16 protein-coding genes are annotated in these 25,845 nt (G+C 32.5%); 11 read left to right on the forward strand and 5 right to left on the reverse strand.

Annotated features, from left to right (window positions below; all coding sequences use genetic code 11):
- Nucleotides 1–71 precede the first annotated feature (71 nt).
- Nucleotides 72–2,711, forward strand: coding sequence for an alanine--tRNA ligase (alaS, locus tag OD917_RS16490; protein WP_263524486.1), 2,640 nt, complete (start codon nt 72–74; stop codon nt 2,709–2,711).
- A 283-nt stretch (nt 2,712–2,994) separates the two neighbouring features.
- On the opposite strand, the gene OD917_RS16495 is transcribed toward alaS, so the two are convergent.
- Entirely contained in the window at nt 2,995–4,740 is a 1,746-nt protein-coding gene (locus OD917_RS16495) for an ABC transporter ATP-binding protein (protein ID WP_263524487.1), read from the reverse strand.
- A 340-nt stretch (nt 4,741–5,080) separates the two neighbouring features.
- On the opposite strand from OD917_RS16495, the gene OD917_RS16500 reads away from it, so the two are divergent.
- The 3 genes from OD917_RS16500 to OD917_RS16510 all read left to right on the forward strand — a co-directional run bounded on the left by OD917_RS16500 (nt 5,081) and on the right by OD917_RS16510 (nt 7,532).
- On the forward strand, nt 5,081–5,821 hold the full coding sequence (locus OD917_RS16500; RefSeq protein ID WP_263524488.1) for a hypothetical protein: 741 nt from the start codon (nt 5,081–5,083) through the stop codon (nt 5,819–5,821).
- Between the two features lie 87 nt (nt 5,822–5,908).
- A complete protein-coding gene (locus OD917_RS16505; protein ID WP_263524489.1) occupies nt 5,909–6,706 on the forward strand; it encodes a hypothetical protein in 798 nt (265 codons plus the stop codon).
- Between the two features lie 43 nt (nt 6,707–6,749).
- A complete protein-coding gene (locus OD917_RS16510; protein ID WP_263524490.1) occupies nt 6,750–7,532 on the forward strand; it encodes a hypothetical protein in 783 nt (260 codons plus the stop codon).
- Nucleotides 7,533–7,573: 41 nt separating this feature from the next.
- Here the strand turns inward: OD917_RS16510 and OD917_RS16515 are convergent, their stop codons facing one another.
- Nucleotides 7,574–8,716, reverse strand: coding sequence for a matrixin family metalloprotease (locus OD917_RS16515; protein WP_263524491.1), 1,143 nt, complete (start codon nt 8,714–8,716; stop codon nt 7,574–7,576).
- Nucleotides 8,717–8,878: 162 nt separating this feature from the next.
- Between OD917_RS16515 and OD917_RS16520 the strand changes: the two genes are divergently transcribed.
- From OD917_RS16520 to OD917_RS16545, 6 genes are all read left to right on the forward strand, one after another.
- Nucleotides 8,879–9,679 carry a hypothetical protein gene (locus tag OD917_RS16520; RefSeq protein ID WP_263524492.1) on the forward strand — a complete coding sequence of 267 codons (801 nt, stop codon included), beginning with the start codon at nt 8,879–8,881 and terminating at the stop codon, nt 9,677–9,679.
- A gap of 97 nt (nt 9,680–9,776) precedes the next feature.
- Nucleotides 9,777–10,736: a GSCFA domain-containing protein gene (locus OD917_RS16525; protein WP_263524493.1), complete on the forward strand. Its 960-nt coding sequence runs from the start codon at nt 9,777–9,779 to the stop codon at nt 10,734–10,736.
- A 115-nt stretch (nt 10,737–10,851) separates the two neighbouring features.
- Entirely contained in the window at nt 10,852–11,577 is a 726-nt protein-coding gene (locus tag OD917_RS16530) for a hypothetical protein (protein WP_263524494.1), read from the forward strand.
- Nucleotides 11,578–11,789: 212 nt separating this feature from the next.
- Nucleotides 11,790–16,889: a translocation/assembly module TamB gene (locus tag OD917_RS16535; RefSeq protein WP_263524495.1), complete on the forward strand. Its 5,100-nt coding sequence runs from the start codon at nt 11,790–11,792 to the stop codon at nt 16,887–16,889.
- Nucleotides 16,873–19,188: a BamA/TamA family outer membrane protein gene (locus tag OD917_RS16540; RefSeq protein WP_263524496.1), complete on the forward strand. Its 2,316-nt coding sequence runs from the start codon at nt 16,873–16,875 to the stop codon at nt 19,186–19,188. Before OD917_RS16535 ends, OD917_RS16540 begins: the two co-directional genes overlap by 17 nt.
- A gap of 182 nt (nt 19,189–19,370) precedes the next feature.
- The gene (locus OD917_RS16545; protein ID WP_263524497.1) at nt 19,371–20,006 is read left to right on the forward strand and encodes a DUF4230 domain-containing protein; all 636 of its coding nucleotides are present in this window, start codon (nt 19,371–19,373) and stop codon (nt 20,004–20,006) included.
- Nucleotides 20,007–20,192: 186 nt separating this feature from the next.
- Here the strand turns inward: OD917_RS16545 and OD917_RS16550 are convergent, their stop codons facing one another.
- The 3 genes from OD917_RS16550 to OD917_RS16560 form a co-directional block, all read right to left on the reverse strand.
- Complete coding sequence (locus OD917_RS16550) at nt 20,193–21,968, reverse strand: aromatic amino acid hydroxylase (RefSeq protein ID WP_263524498.1); 1,776 nt, start codon at nt 21,966–21,968, stop codon at nt 20,193–20,195.
- 135 nt (nt 21,969–22,103) lie between these two features.
- Nucleotides 22,104–22,550 (reverse strand): hypothetical protein, encoded by a 447-nt coding sequence (locus tag OD917_RS16555; RefSeq protein WP_263524499.1) that lies wholly within the window; start codon nt 22,548–22,550, stop codon nt 22,104–22,106.
- Between the two features lie 77 nt (nt 22,551–22,627).
- Complete coding sequence (locus OD917_RS16560; protein WP_263524500.1) at nt 22,628–23,038, reverse strand: group III truncated hemoglobin; 411 nt, start codon at nt 23,036–23,038, stop codon at nt 22,628–22,630.
- A gap of 378 nt (nt 23,039–23,416) precedes the next feature.
- Between OD917_RS16560 and OD917_RS16565 the strand changes: the two genes are divergently transcribed.
- Complete coding sequence (locus OD917_RS16565) at nt 23,417–25,834, forward strand: RICIN domain-containing protein (RefSeq protein WP_263524501.1); 2,418 nt, start codon at nt 23,417–23,419, stop codon at nt 25,832–25,834.
- Nucleotides 25,835–25,845 lie beyond the last annotated feature (11 nt).

A 25,845-nucleotide genomic window follows, 5' to 3' on the forward strand; every position in this document is an offset into this window, starting at 1 on the left:
ATGAATAAATTAGCTAATCATCTAATTTTCAAATTGACACATTAAAACAGACACATTTTTCTAATTTAAATATGAAATCACAAGACGTACGTAAACAATTTTTAGATTTTTTTGAGAGTAAAGGACATACAATTGTCCCATCAGCTTCTATTGTCCTTAAAGACGACCCAACCTTGATGTTCAATAACTCGGGAATGGCCCAGTTTAAAGAATTTTTCTTAGGAAACGGAACTCCAAAAAGTCCAAGAATAGCCGATACGCAAAAATGTCTTCGTGTTTCAGGAAAACATAATGACCTTGAGGAGGTTGGTATCGATACTTACCACCACACGATGTTTGAAATGTTAGGAAACTGGTCTTTTGGCGATTATTTCAAAAAAGAAGCAATCAACTGGGCTTGGGAATTATTGACTGAGGTGTATAAAATCCCAAAAGAGAATCTGTATGTTTCTGTTTTTGAAGGAAGTAAAGAAGATAATGTTCCGTTTGACCAAGAAGCTTGGGATATCTGGAAAACTTTAATAGACGAAGACCGAATTATTCTTGGAAATAAAAAAGATAATTTCTGGGAAATGGGAGACCAAGGACCATGCGGACCTTGTTCTGAAATTCACGTTGACTTACGCTCTGCGGAAGAAAAAGCGTTGGTTTCTGGAAAAAGTTTAGTAAATAATGACCACCCTCAAGTAGTTGAAATCTGGAATAACGTATTCATGGAATTCAACCGTAAAGCAGATGGTTCGTTAGAAAAATTACCAGCACAACACGTTGACACGGGAATGGGATTTGAGCGTTTGTGTATGGCTTTACAAGGAAAAACATCAAACTATGATACTGATGTTTTCATGCCTTTAATTAGAGAAATTGAAACTATTACTGGTGCAAAATATACAACTAATGATGTAACAGGTATTAGTGAAGAACAAAATAAAATGAATATTGCTATTCGTGTAGTGGCAGATCACGTTCGTGCGGTAGCTTTTGCTATTGCGGATGGGCAGTTGCCTTCTAATACGGGTGCAGGATATGTTATTCGTAGAATTTTGCGTCGTGCAATTCGTTACGGATTTACTTTCTTAGGAACAAAAGAGCCGTTTATTTTTAAATTGGTTGAAACTTTAAGCGAGCAAATGGGAGATTCTTTCCCAGAAATCAGAACACAGAAAGCACTTTGTTCGAATGTTATTCGTGAAGAAGAAAACTCTTTCTTAAGAACATTAGATCAGGGATTAATTCTTTTGGATGCTGTAATCTTAAATAATGTAGGAGATACAATCGATGGTAAAAAAGCTTTCGAATTATATGATACATATGGTTTCCCAATCGATTTAACAGCTTTGATTCTTTCAGAAAAAGGATTGAAATTAGATGAAAAAGGATTCCAGGAACAATTGCAATTACAGAAAGAAAGATCTCGTGCGGCATCAAAAGTAACTGCTGGTGACTGGAATGTAATTGTTGAGGATGATATTCAGGAATTTGTTGGATATGACAGATTATCTCAACAAGTGAAAATCACGAAATACAGAAGAGTAGAAAGCGCGAAAGATGGAGAAATTTTTCAATTGGTTTTCAATGCAACTCCATTTTATGGAGAGAGCGGAGGACAAACTGGAGATAAAGGATATCTTGAAGCTCAAAACGGAGATATTGTTTATATTATTGATACTAAGAAAGAAAATAACCAAACGATACATTTAGCAAAGTCGCTTCCGGAAAATATTACAGGAACTTTTAATGCTGTTGTTGATGCAGTACAAAGAGCAAAAACTTCGTCAAATCACTCGGCTACGCATTTATTGCACCAGGCTTTGCGCAAGATTTTAGGAACTCATATTGAACAAAAAGGTTCGATGGTTCGTAATGCTTCACTTCGTTTTGACTTTTCTCATTTTTCTAAAGTTTCTGATGAAGAGTTAGTAGAAGTAGAAAACTTCGTAAACGCTAGAATCCGTGAGAGTTTGCCATTAATCGAGAAAAGAGCCATTCCAAAAGATCAGGCACTTGAAGACGGAGCAATTGCTTTATTTGGAGAAAAATATGGCGATTTGGTTCGTACAATCAAATTTGGTGATTCTGTCGAATTATGCGGAGGAACACACGTTGCAAATACATCTGATATCTGGCATTTTAAAATTGTTTCTGAAGGAGCAGTTGCAGCCGGAATCAGAAGGATTGAAGCGATAACAAGTGAGGCAGCAAAAGAATATTTTGAGTCTCAGGCAATTTCTTTTAACGAAATTAAAGAAGTGCTTAAAAATGCCCAAGATCCTGTAAAAGCGATTCAGGCATTACAAGATGAAAATGCTCAATTGAAAAAACAAGTGGAAGCTTTACTAAAAGATAAAGCTAAAAATATGAAAGCTGATTTAGCTAAAGAATTACAAGAGATCAATGGAGTTCAATTTTTAGCAAAACAAGTAGATTTGAATCCAGAAGGAGCAAAAGATTTGGCTTACGAATTAGGTAATTCTTATAATAACTTATTTGTAGTTTTTGCAACTGCTCATGAAGGAAAACCAATGTTGACTTGCTACATCTCTAAAGAAATTGTAGCTGAGAAAAACCTAAACGCTGGCCAAGTTGTTCGTGAATTAGGAAAACACATCCAAGGTGGAGGAGGAGGGCAACCTTTTTTCGCAACTGCAGGAGGTAAAAATGTTGATGGAATTGCTGAAGCTTTATCTAAAGCAGTGGAATTCGTGAAATAATTTAAAGGTGCTAAGAATCTAAGATACTAAGGTTCTGAGTTTTTTATAAAAGTAAACCCGACAGATTTTTAAAATCTGTCGGGTTTTTTATTTGTAGTATTCTCTCATTTTATATCATTTCGGCGAAGGAGAAATCTTCGCGAGAAGCTCGACAAAGATTGGATTTTCGTTACGGAGTTACTTGTGGAGATTTCTCCTTCGCCGAAATGACAAATAGTACGAGTATAGATTGTTTAAAAAACTTAGAATCTTAGTGTCTTAGAGCCTTAGTGGCTAAAAAAAACTATTTTCTCTCCCCAATCTGCTGGCGCCACATAGCGTAATACAAACCTTTCTCGACGATCAAATCATCGTGTTTACCTTGTTCGATGATTTTACCTTGTTCCAGAACAAATATTCTGTCGGCGTGCATTACAGTTGATAAACGGTGTGCAATTAAAACAGTAATTCTATTTTTGTCTGATATATTTCTGATTGTCGCATTAATTTCTTCCTCAGTAATCGAATCCAAAGCAGAAGTAGCTTCATCAAAAATCAATAAATTCGGATTTCTAAGAATAGCTCTAGCAATAGATAAACGTTGTTTTTCACCACCGGAAACTTTGATTCCGCCTTCGCCAATTGTCGTGTTTAAACCGTCTTCTGCACGTCTAAGAAGTTTGTCGCAACTTGCACGTTTTAAAGCATCATAAAGTTCTTCGTCAGTTGCATTTGGTTTTACAAATAATAAGTTTTCACGGATCGTTCCAGAGAATAATTGGGCGTCTTGCGTTACAAATCCTAATTGTTTTCTTAAATCAAGCAAATCAATTTCTGCAGAATCGATATCATTATACAAAACCTGACCTTCTTGTGGAGTGTATAATCCGACTAATAATTTTACCAAAGTTGTTTTTCCAGATCCCGACGGACCTACAAAAGCAACGGTCTGTCCTTGTTTGATTTCGAAATTAATATTCTCAACTGCTTTAAATTTGGCAGTTTTATGTTGAAAACTTACATTTTCGAAAAGTAATTTCTGAATTGCTCCAACGTGTTTTGGAGTCTTTGGACGAAATTCCTTCGGAGCATTTAATAAATTTCTAAAGTTCTCCATAGAAACTTTAGTTTCATTCAAAGCAATGATAAAGTTTCCTAATTCTTGCAATGGACCAAAGATGAAGAAAGTAAAAAATACCATTGTCAACAAATCACCAACAATGATTTTTCCTCCAAATAAGAAATAATACAAAGCAAAAACGACACAAGTTCTTAAGAAATGAACCGTTGTTCCTTGAATAAAACTCAAACTTCTAATAAAACGAATTTTCTCCAGTTCTAATTGAAGAATTTTAAAGGTATTCAGATTTAAACGCTTTTCTTCTTGATACGTTAAACCAAGACTTTTAACTAATTCGATATTTCGTAAACTTTCAGTTGTAGAGCCTGCAAGTGCATTTGTTTGGTTAACAATTTTTCGAGAAACAATTTTAATCTTTTTACCCAAATACAAACTTACCAAAGCAATAATTGGAGCAGTAATTAAAAAGATTATCGAAATTCTAAAGTCGATTCTTGCAACATACACGATTACAAAAATGAAACCAATGATCGTTTGAAAAATTAGTGAAATAGAAAGTGTAATTAATTTCTCAGAATCAATTCTAACTTTTGTCAATTTGCTCAAAGTTTCTCCACTTCGCTGATCTTCAAATTCGGCATAAGGAAGATCAAGAGATTTCTTAATTCCGTCTGTGTACATTTGAGCACCAGTACGCTGAATAACGACATTGGTAAAGTAATCCTGAAAGTTTTTGGTAATTCTAGAAATCATCGCTGCACCAAGTGAAAGGCCAAGCCAGAAAGACAATGATTTAATGAATCCGATTTCGTTTCCTTTATATTTTGCCAGACCAACTCCGCAATCCTGCATAAGTTTTCCTGTAATTACTGAGTCTGATAAACTGAAACAAATGTTGATAGAAGCCATTATCAAAGCAAAAAACAGGAGCATTTTATGTTTGATAATGTAAGTATATAATAATTTCATATATGATTTTAAAAAAATGGAAGATGCAAAAATAAGGAATTGTTTTAGTTTGTGAAGTTCATTTTTGTTATTAAAAATGTAATTTTTTTACAGATGAAACTACCGGTTGTTTTAGTCTCTGAATTAATTAAAAAAATAGAAGAAAAAAGCTAGGTATTTATACGTGTTTTTACGTTTAGCAAATCTTTTTTACTAAGGTATTTATTTGCTTATTTTGTTAGCCAATAATATCTTAAGAAGCATTTAAATTATAGTAATTGATTTTTAATGTGGAATCCCGTAAGGATTTGATTTTAGGTTGTTTTACGTTTGTAACAATAACAAATTTAACCAAATCAAAATGAAAAAAATTTTATGTCTTTTTGGAGCATTTACTTTACTATTAACGTCTTGTTCAAGCGATGATTCTTCTTCAGATTCTTCAAATGTTGTGTTACTTAAAAAAAACGTTATCACAAATTCTGACGGAGAGAAATATACTATTACTTATAATTACAATGGTAATAAAATAGTAAGTGCAATAGATGATTCAGGAGAATTAAATATCTATTATACTTATACCGGAGATCTAATTACTAAAATGGAATATAAAAATCCAGATGGATCAATCGATCAGATAAATAACTATTCTTACAACGCAGAAGGCAAATTAGTAACTTTTGTTAGAATAGAACCAAATATGGATTGGGGACATAAAGAAGTTTATACTTATAATGCTGATGGTACTGTTACAGCGCAATCATTTTCTGGAGATGGAACAACTCAAACACTTGAAGGAACAACCAATACTATAAAATTTGTAAATGGAGAGGTTAGCGAGATAATAAGTGAAGATGCAAGCTGGGAAAATCATAAATATACTTATGATAACAAAAACAATGCAACGAAAAATATTTTAGGAATGGATAAAATTGCATTCATTGACGGAGAAGCTAATGGAGTTAAATTTAATATTTTAACTGATACATCAGAAGGTGACTTATGGACAAACAGTACTTTTACCTATAATGAAAATGGTTATCCAGTAAAAGAAGTTGATACAGGATCTGATAGTTTAGGTACTATTGAATATTTTTATTAATAGTTCAACCTGTTTTATTTATAAAAGCCAGATGCAAATGCTTCTGGCTTTCTTACTTTTGCAAAGTTTAACAAAAATACCTCAATCATGAATAAAGTCTTATATCTTTTTGGCGCTTTAACATTACTGCTATCATCATGTTCAAGTGATGAGAACTCTTCTTCAGGAGAAAATGATTCGACGCTGCCAAAAACAATTTCTTACATTTATCCTAATCCTCAATTAGGGACAAATGTTAAAAACACAGTTACTTATAATGGAAATAAAATCGTTAGCATTACAAGTGAAGGCTCAAAATCAATATTCACTTATGATGGAAATGTAATCATTAAACAAGAAGTTTTTGACGTAGATGGGAGTGGAAAAGAAACAAAGAATGAGGAAGTTTCATATGTGTACGAAAATGGAAAGTTAAAAACGAGACTATTAAAAGAAGATATCACTACAGAATATCCAGATGGATATTACATTGATAAAGTGGTTTATACACATACTTCAAACGAAATTATTTCTTATGTAAACTATTCAGTTGATAAAGACACTAAAGCAGAAACTAAAAGCAGTGAAGGTACTTTGACTTATAAAGACGGTAATCTAGTAAAAGAGGAGCAGAAATCCAATTCAGTAACAGTAACTTCTGATTATGAATACGATACTAAAAATAATCCTCTTAAAAATATTTTAGGTTTCAATTTGTTATTAAATGAAATCGGTGAATTTGGAAAAAATAATATTGTAAAAACAACAAGAAAATCTTCTGAATATCCTAATGCAGCTGTTTACTTAACAACATACCATTATAACGATAAAAATTATCCAACAAGACATACTTCATTTGATGGAGGTGGAAAGGATATTGAATATGAAATTGAATATACTTATTAAGAAATCTAAAAATCTAAAATAAAGACGAGAACAAATACAAATTATGAAAAAACTAATACCGCTTTTTGGAACTTTGGCACTACTATTCTCATCATGTTCAAGTGATGAAAATTCTTCTCCTGAAGCAAAAGACAATACATTTCCAAAAAGTATTATAACTACTTATTCAGGATCTCCGGCCGATACTACTTTTATTACTTATAAAGATGATAAAATTGAAAGTATGGCTACTAAAAAAAATAAAATTTATTTTTTTTACGAAGGAGGATTAATTCAATCTAAACAGTATTATGAGATTGTTCAAGGTAAAGAAAACAAGACTACAGTTGTAACTTACTTTTATGAAAACGGAAAACTAGCATCAAGTAAATTTATTAGTAGCATTAGTATAGATTATCCGAATGGAAAATTTGCAGGTAGAAATGTATATACCTTTGTATCGGACACATTAATTAAAGAGCAAAGATTTAACACAGATCAATTTACAAATATTGAAAAAGAAAGCGATACTTATAATATGCTGATCTATAAAAATGGAAATGTAATTAGAAACACCACTGTAAACGGCAAAACAGCACTTGATATGTATGCGCAAATTTATGAGTACGACAATAAAAATTCTCCATTTAAAAACATTAAAGGTATCAATTTATTAATTGCTGACGAGATGTCCTCAAGTAATAATATTTTAACAATTTCGAGTAATGCAAATTTTGTTTACGATAAGAATACTTATGAATATAATGATGAAGGATATCCGAGTTTAAAAACGTATTATAAAGGTGGGGGGGAACAGGTCTCAAGTACAACAAAATATTTATATTAAATAGAAAGCCAAATACATGAAGTATTTGGCTTTTTGCTTTTTTAGATTTTTCCTGTTTTAGAAGACCATTTTACAACTCTCTTGTAAATTAATTGAAGATTGCCATCATCTTGTAATTGTAAAGTTGCTTCAGGATACTCAGAAGTATTACTTGTCCAAATGGTTTCTATAGCAGAAAATGGATTTTTGGCTCCTCTTAATGTTATATTCCCATTTGACTCAAAATAGCAAAATGCTTTACGATTATACTCTTTATTTCCAACTTCCCAAATTATTTTGTTTTCAGTTAAATCCACTACCCGCAAAACACCTGGAGTAAATTCTAATGCATATCTTCCGCTAGGAGACTTTATTCGATCTTTCCAGGCAAGATCATAAATACTTTGACCGGATTTTAGAACCGAAACTATAGGAAAAGGATACCACCCATTTATAGATTTTTTATCAATTTCCGATAAAAGAGTCATTTCATTTACTGCTCTTCCGTCTGTGGTAATGGAAGCGGGTATATAATAATGCATTATAGAAAGTGGGTCGTATGCACTATAATTTGTTTTATAATCAGGGTTTATGATCATTTCATCCACCTCTTCTTTACTATATTCGTTAAAGTAATTATATACTTTTGATAAATTCCATTTGATATTTGCATTGGGATTTGTTGTTTCATGAACTAAACCTAGCGCATGACCAAATTCATGTAAAACAGTTCTTCGTATAGAACTTTCATCTGCAGAAGTGAGTGGACCTAAACGCATTGATTGACGTTCTAGATTAAAACCATAAGCAGAACTCATTCCTAATTCTGACCAGGCTCCATACTTTGTCCCACTTTCTCCAGCTCGATCAAAACCAATTCTGATATCTGCATATCCAGTAGAAACATACTCAAATTTCAGGTTGGCATAATTTAACCATTCACTTGCATGTTTTTTTGCTTTTTCTCGCTGCATTTCATTACCATCTAAAAATTTTATTTTAATAATTTGACCTGTTTGCCATCGAGGCCAAGTGATAATTGCTGAAGCTGGTTTAGAATTATCATTATTTTGTGGATTAATTAGATCAAAAGTACACATTGGCCCCTCATCAATCTTTGGTTGAATATTTTTTTCTGTTTTATCAGAAGTGCATGAATAGAATAAGCAAATTAGACTTATGATAGAAAAAACTGATTTTTTCATAAAATTTTGATTTAAGTGAAACGCAATTTTAATGAAAAATGAATGTTTAATTCCGCTCTGCTTTAAGGTATGCCCTAATCTGTTATAAAAATGTCTTTTTGTGGAGTTTAAAGGAATAGAAAAACATTCCTTTTGTTATGAAACTTGTAATCAAAAAATGCTATGAAAAAAATGTATTTCTTTCTATTATGCTGTTTAACTGTTTTAACCTCTTGTACTAAAGATGAGGAAAAAAGTTTTGAAAACAAATTGATCTTGCCTAAATCAATAATTTATAAAGCCGAAAATGATTCATACACCAGAGTGACAAACTTGGTTTATGACGGTAATAAGATTTTAAATATTAGCAATAAAAATAAAAGGAATGATTATCAGTATCAGGGCGATAAAATAGTAAAAGAAAAAATATACAGTTTTGAATCGGGAAAAGAGGTGAAAATTTCGGAAACATCATTTACTTATGTAAATGATAAATTGATTGTTGTAGATAAAATTTCTAAGGGAAATCAATTTAAATATCTGTACTCTTACAATGAAGATGGAACCATTAAGAGAGAAATATATGAGGTTGATAGTAAAACAGGTAAGGAACTAAAAAGAAATGCAAATGAAATTTTAACTTTTACTGAAGGGAATTTGACAAAAATAGAATCCTATTATGAATATGATTCTATGAGTATTGTTGAAACTCATTTATACAGATACGATACAAGTAATAGTGCATTTAAAAATGTTTTAGGAATAAAATACTTAATGGGTGAAGCAAGTTTTGATAGTATAGGATCTTTTTCCCCAATAAATAATTTAGAAGGAGAAAGTCACTATACAACATATCAATTTAATTATACTATTAATGATTATGTCTGTAATTTTAAATATGAATACAATAAAGAAGGTTATCCAACTAAAAAAACAATCTTTACATTGGATAATTTAAATGAAACAATTGAATATAAATACTAATTTGTGCAAGGTCCAAAACCATAAAAAACCAAATGCTTTTTGTATTTGGTTTTTTTGTTGAATAAAATAACCGAAATTTGTTTAAAAACCCAAAGAAATGCAATTTAGAACCCAGATTCCTATTTTTAAAAGTAATAATCCGATTGATTATAATTCGAAAGTACTTTCTATTGGTTCTTGTTTTGCAGAAAATATGGCGGAGAAATTCGATTATTTTAAATTTCAAAATGAAACAAATCCGTTTGGGATAATTTTTAATCCAGTATCAATTGAGAAATTATTTGATAGAGTTTCTAAACAGGAATTGTTTGAAGAAAAAGATGTTTTCTTTCATAATGAACGCTGGCATAGTTATGAAGTTCATTCTGATTTGAGTAATTCAGACCGACAAGAATTGTTGGAAACACTTAACAAAGCAATTACCGAAACCTATAAACAAATCAAAGAAGCAACTCATATTATTATCACTTTCGGAACTTCTTGGATCTACAGAAATCTTGAAAAAGACGAAATTGTAGCCAATTGCCATAAAGTGCCTCAAAAGCAATTTTCAAAAGAATTATTATCAGCAGAAGTAATTCAAAAAAGTATTCAAAATACAGTTAGCACTATTCAGACTTTAAACCCAAATATTAATTTTATTTTCACTATTTCTCCAGTTCGTCATATCAAGGATGGATTTATAGAAAACCAATTAAGCAAATCGCATTTATTTACAGCGCTTCATCAGGTTTTAAAAACTCATAATTCAAAACTAATAACTCATAATTATTTCCCTTCCTACGAAATCATGATGGACGAACTTCGTGATTATCGTTTTTATAACGAAGATATGCTTCATCCCAACCAAATTGCGATTGATTATATCTGGAAGCTTTTCAGCGAAAATAATGTTTCAGAAAACAGTATTTCTGTAATGAAGGAAGTAGACGAAATCCAAAAAAGCCTGCGTCATAGGAGTTTTAACCCAGAATCAGAACAGCATAAAAAGTTCTTGGCTAATCTTCAACAGAAAATGAAAAAAGTTGAGGAAAAATGGCCTCATATTGTATTTTAGTGTGTAAAAAAAACTTTTTTCACGTTTTGGTTTAAAAATATTTAAAACAAAAAATAAACAAATTGTTATGTTTTGATCTTAAAATTATGTTTATTTGTAATAAATATCTTTAAATATGATCAGAAAAATTACTTATTTGCTATGCATTTCGCTAATGATGTTAACATCTTGTTCAAGCGATGACAACTCTGCTCAGAATACTGAGACAAGCCGAGTACCGAAAAAACAAATTATTTCCAGTCTTAATAGTGATCCAGTGACTATTGATTTTGCTTTTGATGGGAATAAAATCGTTAGCAAAACGTATGCTAACAATTATGTTGTGAAATATACTTATACTGGGGATTTAATAACAAAGATAGAGGCTTCGGATTTTACAGATGAGTATGCTTATACGGATGGAAAACTGACAACTTATTTGCGAAAACTTCCGGGACAAGACTACTATGACAAATATTCTTATACCTATGAATCTAATGATGTTGTTTCATTTGTAGTAACTAAAATTACTATTTCCACTGGTGTGGAAGAAATCATTTCTGAAAAGAATATTTATACATTAAAAGATGGAAATATAATAAAATATGAAACTTCATATGCTACAACAGTCTATAAGTATGATAATAAAAATAGTCCGATGAGAAATGTTCTGGGTTTTAATAAAATCTTTCAGGAACAACCACAAATTAGCTCATCGGTTAATAATGTAATAAGCTATACGGTTACTTTGGCAAATAATTCTACTTATACCAATGAGATAGCATATGCTTTTGATGAGAATAATTTTCCTAATGAAATGAATTATAAAGCAATATCTTTTGCATGTACATATTCTTATTAGTAAAATATATATAATCATATAGAAAATCTTAAAGCCAAATAATTTTATTGTTTGGCTTTTTTTATTGGTCTTAATAAATCAGTTTGCAATAAAATTTTAGAATAATTCCTCATAATTATGTAAATTGTTAAGGTTTAAATTTTACATTTTTGTAAAATGTATAACCCTGCTTTTTTCAGAAGCAATTTGAATCTAGAAGATTTTATTGACGTATGAATAAGAAACCCAGACATTTTTTTAAAAAAATCTTTCGTGTCCTATTATGGTGCGTGGTTTCTGTGGTTGCGCTATTATTACTTCTAATAATCTTAATTCAGGTTCCATCGGTTCAGAATTTCGTTAAAAATAAAGCCATAACTTATCTTCAGGATAAAATAAAGACCAAAGTTTCCTTAGATTATATTTCGATAAAATTTCCAAAAGATGTAGTGCTGGAAGGTTTTTACTTTGAAGATCAAAAGAAAGATACTTTGCTGGCTGGTAAACGATTAGAAGTTGATGTTGATCTTTTTAAATTGGTAAGCAGCGAACTGGAAATCAATTCAGTTTCATTAGAAAACGTAAAAGCCAATATTTCAAGAAACAAAGATGGCGTTTTCAATTTCGATTACATCATAAAAGCATTTGAATCTAAAGAACCGAAAGTAGAAGATCCGGAAGCTAAACCTTTCAAAATTTCTGTTGTAAAAGTCAATCTCGATCAAGTTAATTTTAATTTTAAAGATGATTTTTCGAAAAATGATATTCGGGTAAACTTGACTCATTTTGATACTAAATTTAAAAAGTTTGATTTGGATCAAATGGATTTTAATATTCCAAATATCAATTTGAATGGATTGAAAGTGGTTTTAGATCAAGATGTTGTCGAGAAAATTGCTGAAGTTTCTGTTAAAACCGTTGACACTGTTTCAAAACGTCCAGATTTTAAACTGAAACTAGATAAAATAGCTTTGTCTAAAATCGATGTTTTATACGATAATAAAGATTCCAAATTAAATTCGGGCATTCGTTTAGGAAATTTAAATCTCGCCGTAAACGAAATTGATTTGAACAAACAGCTTTTAGATTTTGATACTTTCGAAGTAAAAAATCTTAGCGGAAATCTAAGATTAGGCGCAAAAGACAAACAAATTCAAGCTCCAGATTTAGATACAACAGCCATAAAACAAGCAGGCTGGAAAGTAAAACTCAACGAAACCAATCTAGAAAATATCGCTTTCAAATTTGACGATATGCAGTCAAAACCCAAAACAAAAGGTATTGATTATGCGCACTTGGATTTGAATAAATTCAACTTTAAAGCCGAAAAATTGTATTACGGGAATGATACCATTTCTGGAAATATCAAAACATTGACCGTAAACGAAAAAAGCGGTTTGCAGATTCAAGCTTTAAAAACAGATTTCTTTTATGGTCCAAAAAACGCCTCGTTAGAAAATCTGTATTTAAAAACGCCACAAACTCTTGTTCAGGATAAAGTTAAGGCGCAATATAAATCACTAGAATCGCTTCAAAAAGATTTAGGAAATCTTGCTATTGATGCCAATTTGAAACAGTCAAAAATTGGTTTCAAAGATATTTTATTGTTTGTTCCTGATTTGCAGAAAACCAATCCGTTTAAAAGTAACCCAAATGCGATTTTGTATGTGGACAGTCGCGTGAGCGGAAAAGTAAAAGATTTGAATATTTCGAAATTTGAAATGAGCGGAATCGGTTCTACAAAAGTTTCCCTTTCGGGGAAAATTGCCGGACTTCCTGATGCTCAAAAAGCTTATTATGATCTGAATATCAAGAAGATTTCAAGTACTTCAAAAGACATCAATATGTTTGTGCCTGTGGGAACAATTCCGAAAAGCATTCAGTTGCCTTCACAATTAAGCTTACAAGGAAAATTTAAAGGTTCGGTACAGAATTTCAAAACCAATTTAACTTTAAACAGCAGTTTCGGAAATGCAAAAGTAGATGCTTTATTTGATCAGCGAATCAAGAAAAAAGAAAAATACGATGCAGACGTTTCTTTACAGGAATTCGATTTGGGACGATTAATTAAAAACGATTCAATCGGAAAAATTACGCTTAAAGCGAAAGTCAAAGGGAATGGTTTAGATCCAAAAACCGCAAATGCAGCGATTGATGGTTTAGTACAGAAAGCGGTTTTTAATCGATACACTTATCGAGATTTGGTTTTAAAAGGAAATATAGAAAATGGTTCTTTCGCAGTAAAATCTGGGATGAAAGATCCAAATTTGAATTTTGATTTAATTGCAAGCGGAGATACAAAAGAAAAATATCCAACTGTAAAATTAAAACTGAATTTAGATATTGCCGATTTAGAAAAGTTGAATCTTCATGCAGGACCAATGAAACTTCGTGGAAATGTCGATGCCGATATTACCAACAGTAATCCAGATTTTCTAAACGGGAAAGTATTTTTATCCAACATTCAGATTTTACAAGATGTTGAGCCAATTGTTTTGGATTCGATTCGTGTTTTGGCTTTCGCAGATAAAGACAGTAATTCTATTAAAATTTCGTCTCAATTTCTAAAAGCAGAAGTGACTGGAAAATACAAACTGACGACTTTGGCAAATTCAGTTCAAAAGTCATTGTCGAAATATATCAATCTTAAAAATCCGAAAGTTAATGCAGAATCAGATGAGCAAAGATTGGCGTTTATGTTGAAAGTTGATAATGATCCAGTGCTTTTTAAATTGTTGCCAAAACTTACGGGTTTAGAGCCTTTTACAATCAATGGGAAATACAATAATCAGACTGATTCCTTAGAAGTAAAAGGGACGATTCCGAGAATTGTTTACGCGAATAACACTATTTCTGACGGAAGAATCAATATAGAGGCTAAAGAAAATGCTTTAGAATATTCCGTTTCTGTTGCTACAATTGAAAGCGGTTCTTTAAAAATTCCGTTTACAAGTTTAAGTGGAGAAGTTCAAAATAATATTTTGACGTATGCGCTTGAAGTTCAAGATGCAAAACAAAAACAGCAGTATTTTATTGCAGGTGAATTTAAAGCAGAAGATTCTAAAAATATAGTAAAACTGGATTCTGAAAACTTCATTTTAAATTATGACAACTGGAATGTCGATCCAGAAAACTCAATTGAATTTGGAGGAAAAAGACTGTATGTCAATAAATTCAATTTGAATAATAACGGAAATGAATTAAAAGTACAATCGCAAGGAAATCAAGATAATGCGCCGTTACAAATCGACTTTGTAAACTTCAAAATTGAAACCATTATGAACATGGTTAAAAAAGACGAGTTGCTAATGCAAGGTTTGATAAACGGAAATGCTTTGGTTGAAAATGTAATGACAAATCCAACTTTTACATCAGATTTAAAAATAGATGATTTTACTTTTAAAGGATCAAAAGTTGGTGATTTAGAAATAAAAGTTGACAATAAAACTGCCAATACGCTTGCCGCGAACGTAGCTTTGAGCGACGAAGGAAATGATCTAAAACTGACAGGAGATTATCAATTAGATGCTGGAAATTTTGATTTTGATGTTGTAATTAACAAACTGTACATCAAAAGTATTCAGGGGTTCAGTATGGGAAATATTACCGAAGGTCAAGGCTTTTTATCTGGAAATTTTAAATTGACAGGAAATACTTCTGCTCCAAAAATTAATGGAGAATTAAACTTTAATGACGCTGGTTTTAGAGTAACGCAACTGAATTCCTATTTTAAAACTAAAAACGAAAAAATTACTTTCAATAACGAAACCATTTCATTTGATAAATTCTCTCTTTTCGATGAAAATGACAATGAATTATATGTAAATGGAACGATTCAATCTCCTGATTTTGTTAAATACAATTTTAATCTGGTTGTTGAAGCAAACGATTTTAGAGCAATTCATTCAAAAGCAAAAGACAATGATTTGTTTTATGGCGATTTGTTTTTGGATACAAAACTGAATATTAAAGGAAATCTAGATAGTCCAGTTGTTGATGGAACGCTTAAAATCAATAAAGAAACCAAATTTACAGTTGTAATGCCTCAATCAGATCCTTCAATTGCAGACCGTGAAGGAATTGTAGAGTTTGTTGACGAAGACAATATGTACCTCAAACAAACAGTTGATCTTCAGAATAAATTAGATCAATCCGAATTAAAAGGAATGGACGTTAACGTTGCCATTACGATTGATAAAGAGGCTGAATTGACGCTGCTGATTGATAAAGCAAATGGCGATTATTTAAATTTGAAAGGAGAAGCAGAATTAGTTGGAGGAATTGATAAATCTGGAAAAACAACTTTGACTGGAAAATATGAGTTTTCGGATGGTGCTTATCAAATGAATTTTAACGGAATCAAAAGAAAATTTGATATTCAAAAAGGAAGTTTTATTACCTGGAATGGTGAACCGACTATGGCAAACGTAAGCATTACGGCTATATATAAGGTTGATGCAGCACCAATTGATTTACTTGGAAAACAATTACAAAGTGAGACTCAGGCGGTTCAAAACACTTACAAACAAAAACTTCCGTTTCAGACTTTATTGAAAATGAACGGCGAGTTGATGAAGCCTGAAATTTCATTTGGAATTGTATTGCCAGATGGAAATTATAATGTTTCTACAGATGTGGTTACAATGACGCAAACCAAGTTGAAACAATTAGAACAAGATCCTGCAGAATTGAATAAACAGGTTTTTGCGCTTCTATTATTAAATCGTTTTGTGGGCGAAAATCCATTTGCGAGTCAAAGTGGAGGCATAAGTGCTGAAACAATGGCAAGACAAAGTGTGAGCAAAATACTTTCTCAGCAACTGAATAATTTAGCGGGAGAATTAATTACAGGATTTGAAGTCAATTTTGATTTGGAATCGTCTGAAGATTATACTTCTGGAACCATGCAAAACAGAACCGATCTGAATGTGGAGGTTTCAAAAAAACTGTTGGATGACAGATTAAAAGTAACTGTTGGAAGCAGTTTTGGAGTAGAAGGCGCGGAGCGAGCCAATGAAGAAAGTACCAATATTGCCGGAGATGTCGCTTTGGATTATCAATTAACGAAAGACGGCCGTTATATGGTTCGTGCTTACAGAAAAAATCAGTATCAGGTGGCAGTCGAAGGGCAGGTTATAGAAACGGGTGTCGCTTTTATTATCACAATGAGTTACAATAAATTCAGAGAACTTTTCCATCGCACTGAAAAAGAAAAAGAATTGATAAGAGAGGAAAAACTTCGAAAAGAAAAAGAAAAACAGAAAAAAAAGGAAGATAAAGAGAAGGAGAAATTGCAGGAAAATCAAATTGAAAGGAATGAACAAAAAACATAATCATATTAATAATCATTTTGCAAAGTATTTTGTGCTGATATCCTTCTTTTTTATTTTTGGATGCAGTAATACAAAATATCTTCCAGAAGGCGATTTGCTTTACACAGGCGGTTCGGTAAAAGTGAAAGATTCTATCATGAAAAAGAAAGATAGAAAAGCACTGCAAACCGAGCTGGAAGGTCTTCTTCGTCCAAAACCAAATAAGACTTTTTTAGGTTTACGCCCAAAATTATGGTTTTATAATATTGCTGGCGAACCCAAAAAACAGAAAGGATTTAGATATTGGCTTCGAAATAAGGTTGGAGAAGAGCCAGTACTTTTTAGCAAAGTCGATTTAGATTATAATGCTTCAGTTTTACGAAATTTCACAGAAAACAGAGGTTATTTTAAAACTCGTGTCAGCGCCGACTCGACAGTAAGAAATAAAAGAGTAACAGCAGAATATACCGTTGTTCCTAAAAAACAATACATAATAAAAAGCGTCACATTTCCAGACGATTCTTTAAAAATGTCAAAAATAATTGCCAAGTCAAGTCGACGCAGTTTGCTCAAAGTTGGTAAACCGTATGATTTAGATGTTATAAAAGCAGAGCGAGAACGTATTGACGCAAGATTGAAAGAAAAAGGATATTACTATTTCAATCCCGATTATCTTTTGGCGAAAGTAGATAGCAGTAAAGGAGATCATGAGGTAAAAATTAAATTGGTTATTAAAGACGAAACTCCAGTAAAAGCGTTAAGAGCCTATACAATAAATAACATTTTTGTTTATCCGAATTATTCTCTAGGAAACGATAGCATGGTTTACAGAAAAAAGAATATTACTCAATATAAAGATTTTACGATTATTGATACAGCAGAAACATTTAAACCAAGAGTTTACGACAGAACAATTTATTTCAAAAAAGGTGATTTATACAACCGAACTGATCACAATTTGACTTTGAACCGTTTTGTAAATCTTGGAACTTTCAGCTTTGTCAAAAATGAATTTAAGCCTTCCGACAGTATCGATAATGCTTTGGATTCGTACTATTACTTAACGCTTTTGCCTAAAAAATTTATTCGTGTTGAAGTTATAGGGAAAACCAATTCAGCGAGTTATACGGGTACAGAGTTAAATCTAAACTGGAACAACCGAAACTTTTTGCGTGGTGCAGAATTGTTTACAGCTTCGGTTTTTGGTGGCGCCGATTTTCAGCTTGGAGGAGTAAATAAAGGGAAAAATATTTATAAGCTTGGAGGCGAAGTCAGTTTAACTTGGCCAAGATTTATTACGCCTTTTAATATTGAGGGAAATAGCGAGTATGTGCCAAGAACCAAAGCAACTATTCGTTACGAATACCAAAAACGAACGCAGTTGTATGCCTTAAATTCTTTTAATACTTCATTTGGTTATTTGTGGAAAGAAAACATTCGTAAAGAACATCAATTGAATGTAGTCGATGTGACTTACGTAAGTCCGAATCATGTTACGCCAGAATATTTAGCTGATATAGAACAAGATCCAGCACTTGGAAAAGTAATTGAAAAACAATTGATTTTTGGCCCAACTTACAATTATACGTATACCAATACAATGCAGAAACGCCGAAAAAATACTATTTATTTTAATGGAGAATTGGATTTGGCAGGAAATCTTACAGGGCTAATCACTGGCGCAGATTATCCAAATAAAGTAAAAACTATATTTGATGTTCCTTTTAGTCAATACGTAAAAATCAGAACCGATTTTAGGCATTATTTAAAACTAGGAAAAGAAAGCGAATTAGCCAGCAGATTGATTGTTGGAGCTGGGTTTGCTTACGGAAATTCGAATACACTTCCTGCGTCAAAACAATTTGTAGTTGGAGGAACCAATAGTATTCGAGCTTTTAGAGCTAGAACTTTAGGGCCGGGAAGTTATGTTATTCCGCCTACAACAAATAGCAATTATACACCAGATCAATCAGCCGATTTAAAGTTAGAGTTTAATACCGAATACCGAGCAAAATTATTTAGCATTGTGAAAGGAGCGGTGTTTTTAGATGCGGGAAATATTTGGCTTTTGCATGCCGATCCGGACAAACCTGGAGCAGAAATTTCAAAAGACTTTACGAAAGAAATTGCTGTTGGTGCTGGAGTAGGTTTACGTTTTGATGTATCGTTTTTTGTTTTAAGAACAGATTTGGCAATTCCGCTCAGAAATCCTGCTTTGCCAGACGGACAAAGATGGATAATTGATGATATTAATTTCGGAAGCAGTTCTTGGCGAAAAGATAACCTGATTTTGAATATTGCTATCGGATATCCATTCTAAATTTTTTTTCTGCCACAAATTACACGAATTAGCACAAATTTCTCTTCTGTGTTTTTCAATTTCACAAATAAAAAATACGAAAAGGCAAAATTTTAAACGCTCCAAAAAATTAGTGTAATTAGTGTAATTCATGGCTAAAAAAAGAAAAAAATGAAGTAAATTGGTCTAAATATTTTAAAGGAATGCAAAACTTGATCAAAAGAATTATAGGTATTGGAGTTATTGTTTTATTAATTGTTCTGGCTTTTAAATATTGCCAGTTCAAAAAAGAGGACGATTCTGATATAAACTATAATACCAATTTAATACAGCAGCAGATTCTTAACGTTGGAAAATTGGTTGTTACCGAAGGGCATTTCTCTGAAGTGATTACTTATAAAAATCAGCAAAAGTATTTAATGGACATGATTTCTTTTGAGAAAAAAGCTTTGATTGTCGTCAATGCGAACGTCACTGTTGCCTACGATTTGCATCAGATGAAATATGATATTGATGAAAAAAATAAAACCATTACGATTTTAAATATTCCAAAAGAAGAAATTACTATAAATCCAGATATTCAGTTTTATGATGTTGAACAAAGCAAACTGAATCCGTTTACAGGTGACGATTATAATAAAATCAACAAATCTGTTAAAGCGAATCTGGCTAAAAAAATCCAAAATTCTACCCTTAAAACCAACGCTCAAAATAGACTAATTAGCGAATTGTCTAAGATTTTAATCATGACGAATTCAATGGGTTGGAAATTACAATACAACGGAAAAACGATTGAATCGGAAACAGAGCTGACTCAGGATTTGAATTCAAAGTTATAAAAGAATCTAGCAAAGATGCAGAGTCGCAAAGAATTTTCACAATCTTGTCATTTCGAGGAACGAGAAATCACACTAGAAACTCCGCAATCATAATCGTCAATCCTTGTCGAATCCCGAGTGTGATTTCTCGTTCCTCGAAATGACAAACATGCTTAAAAAACTCAACCAATAAAAAAACTTTGCGTCTTAGTGCCTTTGTGGCAAATTAGGTAAAGAACTGTCAAAAATCAAATCCAATCCGCCAGAAATTAAATGTGCGATTTCAGGGCGTCTTTCTTTCAATTGATCTAGATAAATTAAAACTTCTTGCAAAAGCTGTTTTTCGTTTGAATCTTTCAAAAGTTCAGCGATTTCGATAGCTAAAAGCCAATCGTTTGCATGATTGTTTTTTAGTTTTTCGAAAACAGATTGCAAGTTGATGTCAGCATTTTTTTTATTTCGAATGTCACGAACAGTTGCGTATAAATGCTCTAATTCGTCACGTTCATCTGTATGTTTTGCTTTAATCGTTTTGGTTGAAGGAACGATATTAATTAAGTCAAAACTATTCACATCGGCTGGCCCTGAAAAAGCAGAAATTACTTTTTTGCCAATTGCCATATCGTAATTTCCCCATTCTGGCTGAAACAAAATCGTTTCGCCATGAGTTACGGTACAATTTTTAAAACTAATCAAAATGATTTCTCCATGTAAATTTCTAGAGCCTGTAATGATTTCTCCTTCAACCACAATATTTCCTTCAAACTCCAATTTTACCGTTTCGTTTTCTACAATTCGGTAAGCTTGCAAATCCTTCGGACTCATATCTTCAATTGCGAGATTAAAGCCTTTCAATTTTCCAATCGGACTTCCAAATCCATGTGGATGTGTTAGGGTTCCGTGACCAACTAATTCTTTTTCTCTGTAAGAAAGTGCTGTTTTTCCAGTAGTTTGAATGTAAACTGGTTTACCTTCTTCTTCAATCACATTAGTAAAAACTCCCGAAATTTGTAAACCTGTACTCAGTTCAATTGTTCCTAAAGCATTTGATTGAATCAGTTTTTTAATTCCAGAAAGACCTCCAGTTCGTAAAGCCATTTTATTGGCAAACTCTTCGAGAATTAAACTCAAATAAGAAAAATTTGGAGTTACATATAGCTGCGGCTGTAATTGTGTAATATCAAAATTTTGATTGGCTGCAGAAATATCATAAGGGATTTTCTTTACATTATCGGTCATACAGTGGGCGCTTTCTCCAATTGAAGAAAGCAATCCAGCGCCATATATTTTAGGGTTTTCAACTGTTCCAATCAAACCGTATTCAACCGTCCACCAATGCAGGTTTCTAATTTGAGCCATTTCAGACAGTTCGCCCATATCATTTTGTAAATCGGCAACGGCTTTTTCAGCTTCATCAATTTTTTCCTGTGGCGTATCTTCAGCTTCTTTCAAAATAGAAAGCAGACGAATTGCTTCGTACATTTGATAATCTTTATGAGAAGAAATCGCTTTACAGCCAATTTCACCAAAACGTCTTAAATATTCAGCATATTCAGGATTGGCAATAATTGGAGCATGGCCTGCACCTTCATGAATGATGTCTGGAGCAGGAGTGTATTCAATATGTTCTAATTGTCTAATGTCTGAAGCAATAACCAAAACGTTATAAGCCTGAAATTCCATAAAAGCATTTGGCGGAATAAAACCGTCAACAGCAACCGCTGCCCAGCCAATTTCGCTTAGAATTCGGTTCATTCCATACATACTCGGAATAGAATCAATTTCGATCCCCGTTTTGCGTAAACCCTCCAAATAAGAATGATGCGCAACTTTAGAAAGATAATCTACATTTTTACGCATAACATATCGCCAAACTGCTTGATTGATAGGGGTGTAATCGCTATAATCTTGAGGTTTAATAAATTGCTGTAAATGTTTAGGCAATCGCTCTAATAACGGATTGGTTTCAATATTTGGATTCATTTCGAAAACGATGTAGATTAGATTGTAAAATTACGAATTTACAGCTCGATTTCTTATCATTCATCACAAAATTTTTATTTGAAAGTAAGTTTTATTGCGTTTTTGTAAGTTTTATGACTTGTGTTAAAAGCGTGTTTAGCAGTCGTTATTTTCGTAGTTCACTTTCTCCATTGTCTTTTCGTAGTTTTCGAGTTCTTTTTTGGTCATTGTCATTTCTTTCAAATCTACTTTTAGTTGTTTTTTAGTATCGGGACTAATCCATAATCCCGAAAAAGTGTTCCCAGTTTTTTGTAAAATCAAAAGACCGCTGAAACCTTGTTCAACCATTACAAACTCATTTTCTTTTTTTGTGTTTTGAGTAATATTAAGCTGAATCCAGTTTTTTGATTTATTATAACGATACATTGAAGTGTACATCAAATCGGCAGTACATGGATTTTCTTCTGTTTTAATGTAAACAGTTATAGGAGTTTTTCCATCGACAGTTCCTTTGTATAAATTAGAAGTGGGAGCTTGAGATTGTGCTGATAATTGATTTAAAAAAGAGAAACAGACTGCAATAAAGAAAATTACTTTTTTCATAAATAGATTTGGGTTTAATTCATTTAACTCAAATATATCGAATTGTAAAGTTTTATTGCTTATTAATCTTATACTTTTTAAGGTTTTTTAGTTGCGTTTCTCATTTCATTTTCTGCATTCCTAAAATATTCGATTTTATGGCTGAACATGAAAGCCATATTAGTAGCACGCATTTTGGCTTCTTCAGTTATTGGGCCTGCAAATTGTGAATCTATTGTTGTGTTAAAAATGGCAATCCAGCGGTCAAAGTGTGTTTTATCTACAGGTAACTGTTTATGTGGAGGAAATGGAGTTCCAGAATAAGCACGGACATCAAACAATATCGTCTGCCAAAAGTTGTACATTTTTTGTAAATGTGGCTCCCAGCGATCTTGTAATTTATCGTTAAATATAGGACCAATTAAATCGTCTTTTCTAACATTTGTATAAAAGCTGTTAACCATTTGCTGAACGTCTTCTATAGTAGAAATATCTTTTAGAGATGTCATTTTTTTAGGTATAAAAGTAAAATACAAAAATACAATTTAAGTTCTTTTTACTTTCCTGATAATTATCATTTAACCTTATAAATGCTCCTAAAAAGGGCGGTTGTACAGGATTTGTACGAATTTTTGGTTTAATGATGAGTTTTATTGGTTTTAGATGGTAAGTTTTTTATGATTTTTAATTTTTTAAAATATTGTTTTTCAATGGTTTGAAAATAGATTAGATGAGTTTTTGTTATATCTATTTTTTTAATTTGATGTGTATTTGTAAAGTTAAAAAAATGAGAATGTTGCAAAAATACTCATAATATTGTGCTGTTTTAGTAAAATAAAACTGAATAAATAAGAAAAAACTAATTATCAAACCAAAACCACAAAAGAATGCACAAAACTACTCAAACACCTACAATTCGGGTAAGTAAAGCGTTGAAACTATTATGTTGCGGTACGCTTTTATTCATGAACAGCTTAAATGCTCAGACGGTAACTCCTTTTATGACTACAGGAGATCAGACTAAATTATTACAGCAGCAAGCTACTGTAAGTTTCGGAACCAATTCGGGAACCAATCCTTCAACTGTAACAGTAAATGCAGGAACGACTTATCAAACCATGGATGGGTTTGGTTATACCCTTACCGAAGGAAGCTGTGAAGTCATTTCTGGAATGGCTGCCACTCAACAAAACCAATTGTTAAATGATTTATACAATCCGACAACAGGATTAAATGCAAGTGTAGTTCGTATTAGTATCGCAGCTTCAGATTTAAGCAGCTCGTCTTACAGTTATAACGAAACTTCGGGCGACACAAACATGAACAATTTCAGCTTGAACGGGCCTGATTTGACTTATTTGGTTCCAATCCTTAAAAAAATCTTACTCATTAATCCTAACATCAAAATCTTGGCAACGCCTTGGTCTGCACCAAGATGGATGAAAACTAACGGATCTTGGGTTGGAGGTTCTCTGCAGACGCAATATTATGCAGCGTATGCGAAATACTTCGTAAAATATTTTGATGCTATGAAAGCACAAGGTATTAATATTTGGGGAATTACACCACAAAACGAGCCAGAAAATCCAAACAACGAACCAAGTATGCTGATGAATTCTACAGAACAGAAGAATTTCATTAATCAACAGCTTGGACCTCAAATGGCTGCAGCGGGTTACGGAAACATCAAGATTATTGCTTTTGACCACAATTGCGATAATACAGCTTACCCAATTGATGTCTTAAATAACAGTTCTTATGTTGACGGAGCGGCATTTCACTTGTATTTAGGAAATATCTCAGCAATGTCAACGGTAAAAACTCAAACCAATAAAAATGTTTATTTCACAGAACAATACACAGGTTCGGGCGGAAGCTTTAGCGGAGATTTTGGCTGGCACATGCAGAACGTTGTTATTGGTAGTACAAATAACTGGTCTAAAACAGTTTTAGAATGGAATGCTGCAAATAATTCAAGTCTTGGGCCTCGTACTCCTGGAGGATGCAGTACTTGTTTGGGTGCTATAACAGTTAATAATAGTACAAGTTATACTAAAAATGTAGCGTATTATATTATTGGTCAGATTTCTAAATACGTGAAACCGGGCGCAGTAAGAATTAGTGCTTCAAGTTCTAGTGGCAGTATTTCTTCAGTTGGTTTTAAAAATCCTGATGGTTCAACAGCATTGGTAGTTTATAATTCTGCAGGATCATCCAATACAATAAAAGTAGTTTCTGGGTCATCAGCATTTAATTATGCAGTTCCAGCATCTTCTGCGGTTACTTTTACTTGGGGAGCATCAAACCCGGTTGCGGTTACTGGAGTTAGTGTAAGCCCAACTTCAGCTACAATAACAGCAGGTCAGTCACAGCAATTGACAGCGACGGTTTCTCCAAGCAATGCTACAAATACGGCTGTAAACTGGAGTTCGAGCAATACTTCTGTTGCGACAGTAAATTCCAACGGATTGGTTTCTGCAATTGCTGCAGGAAATGTCACTATCACAGCAACTACAGTTGATGGTGCCAAAACAGCTACAAGCGCTATTACCGTAACGGCAGGTTCAACTGGTTTTCCTGGGTATTATAACATTATTTCAAGAAACAGTAACAAAGGTTTAGACGTTGCTGATAATGCTACAACAAGCGGAAGCAGAATTCAACAGTACGATATTACAAACGGAGGAGGAAGCAACCAAAGATGGAAATTTGTTTCTGACGGAAGCGGTAATTATTACATCATTGTAAAATCGACAGGAATGTATTTGGCTGTTGAAAACAATGGTACAGCTGATGGATTAAAAGTACAGCAGAAAACGTTCTCATCTTCAAATGAATTTAAGTGGACAGTAACAAGTCTTGGCACTGGTTATTATAAAATTATAAACGTAAACAGCGGTAAATCGCTTGACGTTGAAAATGTTTCTACGGCAAACGGCGCCAATATTCAAGTTTGGGCATATACAGGAGGCTTAAATCAGCAATGGCAATTTGTGCAAGTTGAATCTTCTGCAGCAAAAAGTACTTTAGCTACGCAAATGCCTGTAGTTGAAAATACAAACTCAAATGACATGACGATTTTTGTAAATGAAGCAGATGATTCTTTAAAAATTGACACTAATCATGAAGGAGATGCTGAAGTCCAGGTTTTCAATATTACTGGACAGCCAGTTTTAAAGAAAAATGTAAAATTTGTAAAAGGAAATCAAACTGAAGTAGAAATTTCTCGATTGCCAAAAGGAGTTTACATTGTAAAAGTTAACGATAGTAAAGGTTCGTATTCGAAAAAAATCTTGAAGCAATAATTACATCCACA

Source organism: Flavobacterium sp. SH_e, from assembly GCF_025717045.1.
In the GTDB taxonomy this organism is placed as follows: domain Bacteria; phylum Bacteroidota; class Bacteroidia; order Flavobacteriales; family Flavobacteriaceae; genus Flavobacterium.